This window comes from Burkholderia sp. Se-20378 (assembly GCF_017104665.1).
Taxonomy (GTDB): Bacteria; Pseudomonadota; Gammaproteobacteria; order Burkholderiales; family Burkholderiaceae; genus Burkholderia; species Burkholderia lata.
In genome coordinates this window covers 1-11,963 of sequence record NZ_JAAGPG010000253.1, presented here as the reverse complement: position 1 = coordinate 11,963, position 11,963 = coordinate 1, and the positions used below count along the sequence as shown (strand labels likewise).

The 11,963-nt window shown below is 68.5% G+C and carries 13 protein-coding genes and 1 pseudogene; 5 read left to right on the top strand and 9 right to left on the bottom strand.

Annotation, left to right across the window (positions count from 1 at the left end; all coding sequences use genetic code 11):
• A partial coding sequence (locus tag G3N93_RS23620) for a precorrin-3B C(17)-methyltransferase (RefSeq protein WP_206134081.1) occupies nucleotides 1-459 on the top strand: 459 nt, incomplete at its 5' end.
• Between the two features lie 6 nt (nucleotides 460-465).
• On the opposite strand, the gene G3N93_RS23615 is transcribed toward G3N93_RS23620, so the two are convergent.
• Nucleotides 466-1,674 (bottom strand): MFS transporter, encoded by a 1,209-nt coding sequence (locus tag G3N93_RS23615; protein ID WP_241026672.1) that lies wholly within the window; start codon nucleotides 1,672-1,674, stop codon nucleotides 466-468.
• Between the two features lie 94 nt (nucleotides 1,675-1,768).
• Between G3N93_RS23615 and G3N93_RS23610 the strand changes: the two genes are divergently transcribed.
• Both G3N93_RS23610 and G3N93_RS23605 read left to right on the top strand, forming a co-directional pair.
• Nucleotides 1,769-2,671 (top strand): LysR substrate-binding domain-containing protein, encoded by a 903-nt coding sequence (locus G3N93_RS23610; RefSeq protein ID WP_206134079.1) that lies wholly within the window; start codon nucleotides 1,769-1,771, stop codon nucleotides 2,669-2,671.
• A gap of 268 nt (nucleotides 2,672-2,939) precedes the next feature.
• A complete protein-coding gene (locus G3N93_RS23605) occupies nucleotides 2,940-4,295 on the top strand; it encodes a chitinase (protein WP_206134078.1) in 1,356 nt (451 codons plus the stop codon).
• Nucleotides 4,296-4,408: 113 nt separating this feature from the next.
• On the opposite strand, the gene G3N93_RS23600 is transcribed toward G3N93_RS23605, so the two are convergent.
• The 4 genes from G3N93_RS23600 to G3N93_RS23585 all read right to left on the bottom strand — a co-directional run bounded on the left by G3N93_RS23600 (nucleotide 4,409) and on the right by G3N93_RS23585 (nucleotide 9,125).
• Nucleotides 4,409-5,152 (bottom strand): IclR family transcriptional regulator, encoded by a 744-nt coding sequence (locus G3N93_RS23600; protein ID WP_174947119.1) that lies wholly within the window; start codon nucleotides 5,150-5,152, stop codon nucleotides 4,409-4,411.
• A 60-nt stretch (nucleotides 5,153-5,212) separates the two neighbouring features.
• Nucleotides 5,213-6,379, bottom strand: a complete 1,167-nt coding sequence (locus tag G3N93_RS23595; protein WP_174947121.1) for an acyl-CoA dehydrogenase family protein — start codon at nucleotides 6,377-6,379, stop codon at nucleotides 5,213-5,215.
• Between the two features lie 145 nt (nucleotides 6,380-6,524).
• Nucleotides 6,525-7,826 (bottom strand): CitMHS family transporter, encoded by a 1,302-nt coding sequence (locus G3N93_RS23590; protein ID WP_174947123.1) that lies wholly within the window; start codon nucleotides 7,824-7,826, stop codon nucleotides 6,525-6,527.
• 126 nt (nucleotides 7,827-7,952) lie between these two features.
• On the bottom strand, nucleotides 7,953-9,125 hold the full coding sequence (locus tag G3N93_RS23585; RefSeq protein WP_206134077.1) for a CaiB/BaiF CoA-transferase family protein: 1,173 nt from the start codon (nucleotides 9,123-9,125) through the stop codon (nucleotides 7,953-7,955).
• Between the two features lie 277 nt (nucleotides 9,126-9,402).
• Between G3N93_RS23585 and G3N93_RS23580 the strand changes: the two genes are divergently transcribed.
• Nucleotides 9,403-9,636 carry a hypothetical protein gene (locus tag G3N93_RS23580; protein WP_206134076.1) on the top strand — a complete coding sequence of 78 codons (234 nt, stop codon included), beginning with the start codon at nucleotides 9,403-9,405 and terminating at the stop codon, nucleotides 9,634-9,636.
• Nucleotides 9,637-9,787: 151 nt separating this feature from the next.
• Complete coding sequence (locus G3N93_RS23575) at nucleotides 9,788-10,210, top strand: NUDIX hydrolase (protein WP_043182812.1); 423 nt, start codon at nucleotides 9,788-9,790, stop codon at nucleotides 10,208-10,210.
• A gap of 21 nt (nucleotides 10,211-10,231) precedes the next feature.
• Here the strand turns inward: G3N93_RS23575 and G3N93_RS23570 are convergent, their stop codons facing one another.
• From G3N93_RS23570 to G3N93_RS41685, 4 genes and pseudogenes are all read right to left on the bottom strand, one after another.
• Nucleotides 10,232-10,558 (bottom strand): low molecular weight protein tyrosine phosphatase family protein, encoded by a 327-nt coding sequence (locus tag G3N93_RS23570; RefSeq protein WP_206134075.1) that lies wholly within the window; start codon nucleotides 10,556-10,558, stop codon nucleotides 10,232-10,234.
• 31 nt (nucleotides 10,559-10,589) lie between these two features.
• The gene (locus G3N93_RS23565) at nucleotides 10,590-11,162 is read right to left on the bottom strand and encodes a DUF1993 family protein (protein ID WP_174934155.1); all 573 of its coding nucleotides are present in this window, start codon (nucleotides 11,160-11,162) and stop codon (nucleotides 10,590-10,592) included.
• A 176-nt stretch (nucleotides 11,163-11,338) separates the two neighbouring features.
• Nucleotides 11,339-11,791, bottom strand: a complete 453-nt coding sequence (locus tag G3N93_RS23560) for a YaiI/YqxD family protein (protein WP_089440082.1) — start codon at nucleotides 11,789-11,791, stop codon at nucleotides 11,339-11,341.
• Between the two features lie 61 nt (nucleotides 11,792-11,852).
• Nucleotides 11,853-11,963, bottom strand: a pseudogene (locus G3N93_RS41685) (magnesium chelatase); the annotation flags it as partial.

Sequence of the window (11,963 nt, the reverse complement as noted above, 5' to 3'; positions counted from 1 at the left end):
CGCGATCCGCACTGGGCGACGGTCGACCTGCGCGTGGAGCCCGGTATCTCGGCGTCGCTCGCGACGGCCGCGCAGGCCGGTGCGCCGCTCGGCCATGATTTCTGCGCGATCTCGTTGTCGGACAACCTGAAACCGTGGGAGGTGATCGAGACGCGCCTGCGACATGCGGCGCAGGCCGATCTGGTGATGGCGTTCTACAACCCGATCTCGCGCGCACGTCCGTGGCAACTCGATCGCGCGCTCGATGTCATGCGCACGCACCGCACGCCCGATACGGTGGTCGTGCTCGGCCGCGACATCGGCCGGCCGGGTGCGACGCTCACGACGACGACGCTCGGCGCGCTACGCAGCGACCAGGTCGACATGCGCACGATGGTGATCGTCGGCTCGTCGACGACGCGGCGCTTCGCGATCGGCAACGCGCGCGAGTGGGTCTATACGCCGCGCTGGTATCGCTGAACCCGGTTAGCGCACCGGCGTGACGCTGCGTGCGTCGGCCTGCGCGGTGCCGGCTGCGCCGTCGGCGTGCCAGAACCGATACACGAGCACGCCGACGATGGCCTGTGCCGCGACCACGAATGCGACGCAGCCGGCCCATCCCCACCGATGCCAGCCGGGCACCGGCAGGATCGAGCCGAGGCTGCCGCCGAAGTAATAGCAGGACAGGTAGATGCCGATCGCCGTCGAGCGCGCGCTCGACGCCGCCTGCGAGATGAACGTGTTGGCCGACGCCTGTTCGACGAACACGGCGGTCGAGCTGAGCGCAAGGCCGGCGAGGATCACCGGCACGTTGTCGGACAGCGTCAGCAGCGCCCCGCTGATTGCGAGCGCGGCCGCGGCCAGCCCCGGCGCGCGCGGGCCGCGATGCCGGGCGAGGCGTCCTGCCAGCGGCGTCACGACCACCGCCACCAGAAACACCGCATAGATCGCGCCGATCCCGACCGTGCCGAAGCCGAACGGCGCACGGGCCAGGCGCAGGCCGACGAACGTGAACGTCGCGACCTGCGACGCGAGCACGCATGCGCCGATCGCGAACGATGCGAGCACCGGGCCGCGCGTGACGATGCGCCACGACGATCCCGCATCGGCATCCGTATCGTGGTCGGCGCGCCGAGCGATCACACCGGACGCCGGTAGGCTCGCGTAGATCGCGACCCCAGTGACGAGACACAGCGCCGCGACGACGTCGAGCGCATGCCGCCAGCCCCACATCGACGTCATCAGGTTGGTCGCGAAGCGGCCGGCGAAACCGCCGAGCGTCGTGCCGGCGACGAACAGCGCGCTGATCTCGGCCGACGTGCCGCGATCGAAGCGCTCGGCGATATAGGCGATCGACAGCGCGAAGACGAACGGCATGACGAGACCGGCCGCAAAGCGCGCGCCGAGAAACGACGCGAAACTGCCCGCCTGCGCGGACCACACGACCGGCAGCGCGACGGCCACCGCCGCGAGCGAGATCGCGACGCGCCGCTCGATGCGTGCAGCCAGCACGCCGACGAACGGCGCGATAATGGCGACGGCCGTCGTGGTGGCGCTCACGCCCTGCCCGGCACGCTCGGCGCTGACGCCGAAGGTGGCAGCGAGTTCGTGCAGGATGCCCTGCGTCGAATACAGATTGAGAAACGCGGCGAAGCCGCAGAGAAAGAACGCGATGCGCGTGGTCCTGTCGTTCATCGGAGCTGCCTGGTCGTCGATGCCGACAGTCTGACGAGTGCGCCGCGTGCACGCCAATACCGTTTTCAACGCCATTGATACCGGAACGACAACAATGCTCGACCTGCGCCGCCTCCGCTATTTCGTGGTCGTCGCCGACGAACTGCACTTCGGCCGTGCGGCGTTGCGCCTGCGGGTCGCGCAGCCGCCGCTGACGCGCCATATCGCCGCCCTCGAAAGCGAGCTCGGCGTCCGGCTGTTCGAACGTTCGACGCGTGCGGTGCGGCTGACGCCGGAAGGCGCCGCGTTCCTCGAGCATGCGCGCAACGTCGTCAGCGCGGCCGCCGAGGCCGAAGCGAGCGCGCGCAAGATCGCGCAAGGCATCGCCGGGCGGATCGTGATCGGCTATGCGAGCTCGATTCCGATGTCCGACACGTTCCCGGACGTCATCCGCGTCGCGAGCCGCACGATGCCCGACGTCGAACTCGCGTTCCGCGAGGCGGCGACCGCCAGCCAGCGCCAGCAGATCGCGGACGGCGCGATGGACATCGGTTTCGGCTGGGCGTGGAACGGTGCGCCTGGCGTAGCGGTGGCGTCGCTCGTCGTGTCGCGCGAACCGCTCGTCGCGGCCGTGCCGGCCGGCGATCCGCTCGCGAGCCGTGCAAGCGTCGACATTGCGGAGCTTGCGAACGCAACCTTCGTCACCTTTCCGCCCGGTTACGGCTCGGCATTGACCGCTGCACTGGACGACCTGTGTGCGCAAGCCGGATTCGCGCCGCGGATCGGCGCGACCGCCGCACAGATCACGACGCTCGTGTCACTGGTGGCCGCCGAACGCGGCATCGCGATCGTGCCGGGTTTCACGGCGACGCTGCAGCGTCCGGGCGTCGTCTACGTGCCGCTCGCCGGCACGCGCGCGGTCGAGCAGATCGTGTCGTGGAACGAGCCGTTCGCGTCGGTGTGCGTCGAGCGCTTCGTCGCACTGGCACGCTCGCTTGCGCAGCCGCCCTCGGCTTGAAGCGCGACGAGCGAAGTGCGTCGAGCGAAGTGCGTCGAGACTCACTCACCCGATCGATCGGGAAAATCACCCGCGTCACACGTTCCGGAACTGTGTCGAATCGGCAAGATCGTTACGTATCGGGAATCAAATAACAAAAAGAACTCCTGACTATTCACTATTCGATGCGAATCCTCCAAGATGGGCACGCCGTCGGCCGGGCATGCCCGGTCGCCCGACCGGCGGCGATACGCGGGCCAGCGTATCCCTCTTCCACTTGGAGAACACAATGAACAACAATGTGTTGCCGCGTTTCATCCCGCGCGCATTTGCAGCGGGTTGCCTTCTTGCCGTGGCGAGCGTGTCCCAGGGTGCAGGCGTCTATGCGCCTTATGTCGACGTGACGCTTTATCCGACGCCGCTCGTCGACCAGATCGGCGTCCGGCAAGGCATCCAGCAGTTCACGCTCGCGTTCGTGGTCGCGGGCAACGGTTGCGTGCCGTCGTGGGGCGGCGTGCAGCCGATCGGCAACGGCGCGAGCGGCGGCCTGCTGACCGCACTGTCGACGTCGATCGCGAGCTATCGCGCGAAAGGCGGCGAAGTCGCCGTGTCGTTCGGCGGTGCGAACGGCACGCCGCTGATGCAGGCGTGCACGACGGTCCCCGCGCTGGCGAGCGCGTACCAGACGGTGATCGACACGTACGGCCTCACGCATGTCGACTTCGACATCGAGGGGGTGTCGCAGCTGGATACGGCCGCGGTCGCGCGCAACTTCCAGGCGGTCACGCAACTGCAGGCAAGCTATGCGGCGAAAGGCAAGCCGCTGCACGTCACGCTGACGCTGCCGACGATGCCGACCGGGCTCACGCAGGACGGCCTGAACGTCGTCAACGCGGCGATCTCGAACCAGACCGTGTTCGATGCGGTGAACGTGATGGCGATGGATTACGGCCCCGCGAACCTCGACATGGGCGCGGCCGCGATCAGTGCCGCGCAGGCGCTGTACTCGCAACTCGATACGGCCTTCAAGTCGGCGGGCCAGCCGAAGACCAATGCCCAGCTCTGGCAGATGGTCGGCGTCACGCCGATGATCGGCGTGAACGACGTGCAGGGCGAAACCTTCACGCTCGCGAATGCGCAAAGCGTGCTGAACGCGGCGGTCGGCAACGGCTACGGCTTCTTCGGCAACTGGTCGGTCGGCCGCGACCAGGCGTGCGCGTCCGGCGGCACGTCTGCGTCGCCGACCTGCTCGGGTGTCGCGCAGCAGCCGTACGCGTTCGCGACGATCTTCAAGCAGCTCGACGGCAAGTGGGGCGCGGGCGTCACGCAGGATCCGAACTACGGCGGCGGCTCGGATGGCGGCACGCCGCAGCCGGGCGCGCCCTGGGCGGCAGGCCAGGTCTATACGGCCGGTGCGACGGTCACCTACCAGGGCACGACCTATCAGGCGCAATGGTGGACGCAGGGCGACGTGCCCGGCCAGGCCGCCGTGTGGAAGGCGGTGGGCGGCGGCACGGCCACGTGGTCGGCGACTACCGCGTATTCAGGCGGCACCTGCGTGATGTACCAGGGCGCGAAATACTGCGCGAAATGGTGGACGCAAGGCGACAACCCGAGTGCCGGCGGCGTGTGGGTGAAGTCGTGATGCGGGATTGCGGCCGTCGCTAGGCGCGCGGCACGCGCATCAAGGGCCGTTCACGGCGATCGCGACCGGATCGCCGGCGGACGGCCCGCCGGTCGGCAGTACCCTGCCCGCTTTCAGCTGCGCGCGTGCTCGGCCAGCAGCCTGGCCTTCGCATCGACGAGCAGCGCTGCATGCCTGTCGCGATGCTGGCGAATCCGCTCGGTCGGCCCGACCACGGACAGCCCGTACCAGTCGCCGTCGAGCGTCAGCGCGACCGCGATCGCCGACAGCTCGGGCGCACTCTCGCCGAAGTTCTCGGCCCAGCCGAGTTCGCGAAACCGGGTGGTTTGCGCGACGAGCGCGGGCAGGTCAGCCACCGTCGCGTCGGTAAAGCGCTCGAACGGCAACTGCGCGCCGAGCGCCTGCTGCGCGTCGCCGTCCAGTTCCGCGAAAATCGCCTTGCCGATCGAGTTCGCATGCAGCGGGCGCAACTCGCCCGGCGCACGCGTATAACGGATCGCCTGCTCCGATTCGACGACGTCGAGATAGGTGACGGACACTCCCTGGATCTTGCCGAGCACGGCCGTCTCGCGGCTCGCGTCGCGCAGCGCGACGAGATGCGGATGGACGATGTCGACGACCGGATCGGTCGCGTCGATCGCGGCGGCGATGGTCTGCAGGCGCCGCGTCGGGTAGTAGCCGCCGCGCTTGCGCACTTCGTACAGATAGCCGCGGCTCACGAGCGTGCGCGCCATCGCGAGACAACTTGACGGCGGCACGTCGAGCAGGCGCGCGAGTTCGGTGAGCGGCAGCGGCCGCCGTTCGGCGGCGAACAGCTCGAACAGGTCGAGCGTGCGGGCAACGAGTTTGACGTCCATGACGAGCGCTTGAATCGGAACGGGAAACCGCGCACCGGGCCGGCCGCCGGGTCGGTATGGTCAGTACGACTTCGGCAGCCCGAGCACCTTCTCCGCGATGTAGCACAGGATCAGTTGCGGACTCACGGGCGCGAGCCTCGGAATCATACACTCGCGCAGGTAGCGCTCGACATGGTATTCCTTCGCGTAGCCCATCCCGCCGTGCGTCGCGACCGCCGTCTGGCACGCCTGGAACGCGGCTTCCGCGCCGAGGTATTTCGCGGCATTCGCCTCCGCGCCGCACGACTGCCCCGCGTCGTAGCGCGTCGCGGCCTTCATCACCATCAGCCACGCGGCCTCGAGCTGCATCCACGCCTGCGCGAGCGGATGCTGGATCGACTGGTTCTGCCCGATCGGCCGGCCGAACACCACGCGCTCGCACGCGTACTGCGTCGCGCGGCGCAGCGCGGCCTGCCCGAGCCCGATCGCCTCCGCGGCGATCAGGATCCGTTCGGGATTCAGCCCGTGCAGCAGATAGCGGAAGCCGTCGCCTTCGTTGCCGATCAGGTCGCTTTCCGGTACGCGCAGGTTGTCGATGAACAGCATGTTCGAATCGACCGCCTTGCGGCCCATCTTCTCGATCTCGCGCACCTCGACGCGCGACCGGTCGAGGTCGGTATAGAACAGGCTCAGCCCGTCGGTCGGCTTCGCGACCTGGTCGAGCGGCGTCGTGCGCGCGATGATCAGCATCTTGTTCGCGACCTGCGCGGTCGAGATCCAGATCTTGCGCCCGCTCAGCACGTAGTGGTCGCCGTCGCGGCGCGCCTGCGTGGTGAGGTGCGTGGTGTCGAGGCCCGCATCGGGTTCGGTCACCGCGAAGCACGCCTTGTCGCGCCCGGCGATCAGCGGCGGCAGGAAGCGCGCCTTTTGCGCGTCGGTGCCGAACACCTGAACCGGGTTCAGCCCGAAGATGTTCATGTGGACGGCCGACGCGCCGGACAGGCCGGCACCCGACGCGCTGATCGTGCGCATCATCAGCGCGGCCTCGGTCATCCCGAGCCCGGCGCCGCCATGGGCCGGGTCCATCGCGATGCCGAGCCAGCCGGCCTCGGCGAGCGCCGCGTGGAAATCGGCCGGAAACCCGCCCGCGCGATCGCGCTCGAGCCAGTAGTCGTCGCCGAAGCGCGCGCAGATTTTCTCGATCGCGCTTTCGATCGCGCGCTGGTCATCGGTCAGGTCGAACTGCATGGAATGCTCTCCTGAAAAGGCTGAGCGGCCGCGCCGCTCTCAAGAAGGAAAACGCCAGGTGGCGCCGAGGCTTCCGCTCCGAAGAGCGTCCCGTTGCGGGATGGCCCTCTCGGCGCGTTGATACCAGGCGGCAGGTCTCGGGCGCTCACAACGGAAACACGCCCACGATCACTGCCGCGAACACCATCAGCACGGTGGCGGCAAACAGGAACGGAATCGTGAATTTCTGGTGCTCGGCGAGCTCGACGCCGGTCAGGCCGACGATCAGGAACGTCGCGGGCGTGAGCGGGCTGACCGGGAAGCCCGTCGTCATCTGGCCGAGCAGTGCTGCCTGCGCCATCTGGATCGGCGGTACGCCCAGCAGCTTCGCGCTTTCCGCGAGCACCGGCAGCACGCCGAAGTAGAACGAATCGGGGTCGAACAGCAGGCTGAGCGGCATCGACAGCAGCCCGAGCACGAACGGCATGTGGCGCGCGTGCTCGATCGGCACGTGCGCGACGACCACGTCGGCCATCGCCTTCAGCATCCCGGTGCCGGACATGATGCCGGTGAACGCGCCGGCCGCGAGCAGCACGCTCGCCATCATCAGCGCGGCCTTGGCATGCGCGTCGATCCGCTCGCGCTGCGCCTGCACGTCCGGGTAGTTGATCACGAGCGCGGCGACCGTGCCGAGCATGAACATCACCATCGGGTCGACGATGCCCGACACGAGCGTGACGAGCACGACGAGCGTCAGCACGAGATTGATCCGGAAGCGCGCCGGCCGGCGCAACGCGCGCTCGGCATCGGTCAGCGCGCGCGGTGCAATCGCGAGCGACGCCGCACCGGCACGATCGAGCCCGAGCCGTTTCGCCTCGCGCACGCCGAGCACGTAGGCGGTGCCGAACACGAACGCGAGCCCGACGATCTGCACCGGAATCATCGGCATGAAGATCGCGGAACCGGGAATGTGCAGCGCCGCCGACGCGCGCAGCATCGGCCCGACCCATGGCAGGAAATTGACGCCGGCCGCCATCGACGCGACGCACGCGAGGATGCGGCGATCCATCCCGAGCCGCGTATAGAGCGGCATCATCGCGGGCAGCGTGACGAGAAACGTGACGGCGCCCGAGCCATCGAGATGGATCAGCAGCGCGAGCAGCGCCGAGCCCATCACGATGCGCGGCGGATGGCAGCCGATCACGCGCAGCACGCCCGCGATGATCGGATCGAGCATCCCGGCGTCAGTGAGGATTCCGAAAAAAAGAATCGCAAAAACGAACATCCCGGCGATCGGGCCGATGTTCTGTACGCCGTGCACGATGAACTTGCCGGTCGCGAGCCCGAAACCGGCCGCGAGCGACGCGGCCACCGGCACGACGATCAGTGCGACGAGCGGCGACAGCCGTTTCGTGATGATCAGGCCGAACAGCGCGACGATGGCGATCGCGCCGATCCATGCAAGCATGATGCGTCTCCTTTTCAGCCGGTGCGCCCATGAGGCGCCCGGCGTGGTGTTCGAATGGCCGTGGCCGCACGCGTGGCCGTACGGCGGCGTCGGGCGCGCGGCATGCGCCGGCGACTGTGATGCCGGTCAGTCCTGACGCGTGTCGTGGTCGTGGTCGTTGGCGGTCGCGTCGGCGAACACCTGGGCCGCGTGTTCGTTCAGCGCGGGCGGCGGCCGCCGGTACGTGGCCGGCGTGCGGCCGAGCTTGATCGGCGACGCGATACCGCGATGCCGGCCCAGCTCGACCTTCATCTGCCGATGCGCGACATGCGGATGGTCGAGCGCCGCATCGAGCCCGAGCACCGGCGCGCACGGCACGCCGCGGCGCATCAGTTGCTCGGCGAGTGCCGCACCGTCGTGTCCGGCCAGCGCCGTTTCGAGCAGCACACGCAGCGCGGCGCGATTCGCGCTGCGCGCGCGGTTGTCCGCGAAACGCGGATCGTCGAGCCACTCGCGCGTGCCGAGCACGTCGCACAGCCCCGCGAACTGCCCGTTGTTGCCGACTGCCAGAAAGATGTCGACGCTCGCCGTCGGAAAGTTGTCGTACGGCGTGATGTTCGGATGCGCGTTGCCGGTGCGTACGGGTGCATTCCCCGAATGGAAGAAGTTCGGAGTATGCGGATGGAGGATCGACAGCGCGCAGTCGAACAGCGTCGATTCGACGAACTGGCCGCGGCCGCTCGCGTCGCGCTCGCGCAGCGCCATCAGCACGCCGAGCGCCGCGTTCAGCCCGGTCACGAGATCGACGATCGGCACGCCGACCCGCAGCGGCGCGCCACCGGCTTCGCCATTGACGCTCATCAGCCCCGCCAGCGCCTGCACGGCCGCGTCGTAGCCGGGCAGCCCGCCGAGCGGGCCGTCCGCGCCGAAGCCCGACACGCGGCAATGGACGAGGCGCGGAAACCGTGCGTGCAGCGCGTCGAAGCCGAGGCCCCAGCGCTCCATCGTGCCGATCTTGAAGTTCTCGACGATGGCGTCCGCATGTTCGAGCAGGCCGAGCAGCCGCTCGCGGTCGGCCGGCTGCGTCAGGTCGAGCGCGATGCCGAGCTTGTTGCGGTTCACGCCAAGGAAGTACGACGCGGTATCGCCGTCGAACGGCGGGCCCCATGTGCGCGTTTCATCACCGGACGGCGGTTCGACCTTGATCACCTCCGCGCCGTGGTCGGCCAGGATCTGCGTTGCATACGGGCCGCCCAGCACCCGCGACAGATCGATGATGCGCAATCCCGCCAGCGCGCCCTGCTGCTCGTGTTCCGCCATGCGTCCCGCTCCTGGTTCCGGTTGATCGGACTGCCGGTTCCGGCAGGCCCGGCGCCTGTGGCGCGACCTTCCGGATTCGACTAAAAATTCTTGTACGTGAATTTATGTTCACACTCAGGAATTACGTTGTCAACCCCGGCGGCACCCTGAGGCGAAGCGGAAGACGCCGCCGTGCGCAAGTGGGGGCGACACCGAACACGGGCCGGTTGCGGTGGCGTCCCGCCTTTCGCTAAGCTGGCGGGCAATCTTCATCTCAAAAAAATCGGACGGATTATTCATGAAACGGATGCTGCTGGCGGCCTTCGTGCTGGCGTCGACGCTGGGCGTCGGACACGCGCAAACCCAGACATTTCACTTCGGCGAAGGACAGACCGGGATGCCGAGCGCGCGGCCCGCGCCCGCGCACGGGCACGCGGCGGCGCCGTCGCCCCACCATCGGCGCGCCGTTCACAAGCGCCGCCAGCCACGCCACGCGAAACCGACCCGCAGCGGGATCTATACGCACGCATAACGCGGCGCGCGGCCCGTGACGACATGCATGGAACTGTCACGAACGGCCGGTAAGATCGCTGCGGCTGCCTGTACACCGTCGCGGCCCGCTGCCGGGTAACGCGCCGTCGACGCGCATTTTCTCCACGATTCAGCACCTGTTTTTGCCGAACATGAGTACCGGGCCGGACACTCTCGCCGTCATCAAGGAACGCGCCACGATCGTGTGCCGTCAGCGCAGCAGCGTGTTGCTGGTCGCGCGCACCGCGTCGCGCTGGTCGCTGCCGGGCGGCACGATCCGGCGCGGCGAGACGCCGCTCGATGCTGCGCTGCGGGAGCTCGCCGAGGAAACGCGGCTGGAGGGGCTCGCACTCGACTACGCGGTGCAGTTCGGCGGACTGACGAAACTCCATCACGTGTTCGTGGCCGACGTGCCGGCGCACCTGACGCCGCGCGCGAGCAACGAGATCGCCCGCTGCAAGTGGTTCACCGTCGACCGGCTCGACACGCTTCGCGCGAGCGTGCCGACGCGCAAGATCATCGAGCTGCTGCGTCTCGATTGTTTTTCGGCGATCGCGAACGGCCGGCTGCGCTGAGGTCGATCACGCCCGTGCCGCTCACTTGCGCAGGAACGGGCCGGCCTTGCGTTCGAGCCGCGTGACGAGTTCCGGCTGCATATACGTGTAACGGTCGGGAATGTCGAGGCACACGATTTTCTGGTGCCGCAGATGCGCACCGAATTGCGCCGCCAGCCGTGCCTTGTGCGCACGCTCCATCACGAACACGACATCGGCCCAGTCGAGCTGCTCGGCGGACAGGCGCGTATCCGCATCGGGCGCGAGGCCCGCCGAGTCGGTTTCGACGTCCGGCCACCCGGCGAATACCGCTTCGGCCGTCGGGCTGCGCAGCCGGTTGCGGCTGCAGAGGAAGAGTGCCCGCGTCATGTCGCTTCGAGGTTGCGCGGCGCCCGCCCGCTCACCCTTGCGGAATCGTGCCCGGCCGGACGTACGCGAGCATGTGCGGCACGTAGTCGGCCTTGCCGAGTTCGACGCCGTGGTGGCGCAGGATCGCGTAAGCGGCGATCGCGTGGAAATAGAACTGCGGCAGCGCCCAGTCGCGCGCGTATTGTTCGCCCGTCATGTCGAACGCGATCCCGTTCGGCATTTCAAGCGCGATCGGCAGTGCGGCGCCGCCATCGAGCGCATCCGGCGCGAGGTCGCCGAGAAAGGTCAGCGTGCCGGCGATGATCGCTTGCGCGTCGGCGAGCGTGCCGGGCTGCGCATCCGCATTCCACCCCGCCTCGCGCAAGGCCAGCAGCGACGCCGGTACCGGCTCGCCACGCAGACGGTGGATGGGCTCCATCGCCTGGAAGCACGAGAAGCGCACCTGTGCCGCGAGCGGATACATGTCGGGCGCGAGCCTCAGCATCATCGCCGCATCGGGCGCGTCGCCCGCGGCCTGCCGGTGTGCGACGGCCTTGTCGAGCCACGCGGTCTGCGCGCGCAGCATCTGGGTGAAGGTCGGAACGAGAAGTTGGGTCGGTGACACGCGTGCGCTCCTTTGCTGGGTTGTGGTTTGCGCCACGATAGCAGCGAAGGCGCAAATCTGCATCCCCGCAGGGGCGATGAGCGCGATTCAATGCGGATTCGGTGATGTGGCGCATGCCGCGTGCGCGTGTCGCCCCTCGCAGGACGATCACGGCACGCGGTCGTCTCGACCCGACTTCAAGGCTTGCCGTGCCGCGCCAGAAACCGGTCGAACTGCGACGCAAACGCCTTGCCGTCGCGCGCGCTGAACGGCGCCGGCCCGCCCGTGTCGATCCCCGCACTGCGCAACTGATCCATCATCGCGCGCGTCGACAGGCGTTCCTCGATGTTCTCGCGGCTGAACCAGTTGCCGCGCGGGTCGAGCGCATGCGCGCCCTTGTCGAGCACGGCGGCGGCCAGCGGGATGTCGGCGGTGATCACGAGGTCGCCCGCCTCCACCAGCTCGACGATGCGCGCATCGGCCACGTCGAAGCCGGCCGGCACCTGCACCGCCTTGATGAACGGCGACGGCGGCGTGCGCAGAAACTGGTTCGCGACCAGCGTCACGCAGATTTCGGCACGACGCGCGGCGCGAAACAGCATGTCCTTGATGACGGCGGGACACGCGTCGGCGTCGACCAGTACTTGCATGGTGGTTTGTTCCAATGTGCAGAAGCGGAAGCGGCGATCATAACGCACCGCCGGCCGGCGATCAGCCCGCGCGGTCTGCACGCAGCGCGTCGGCCGTCACCCACTGCGCGCCCCACGCCTCGGCCAGCCGCGCACCCTGCCCGATCCGCACGGCCGCGTCGTCGAAGTCGAC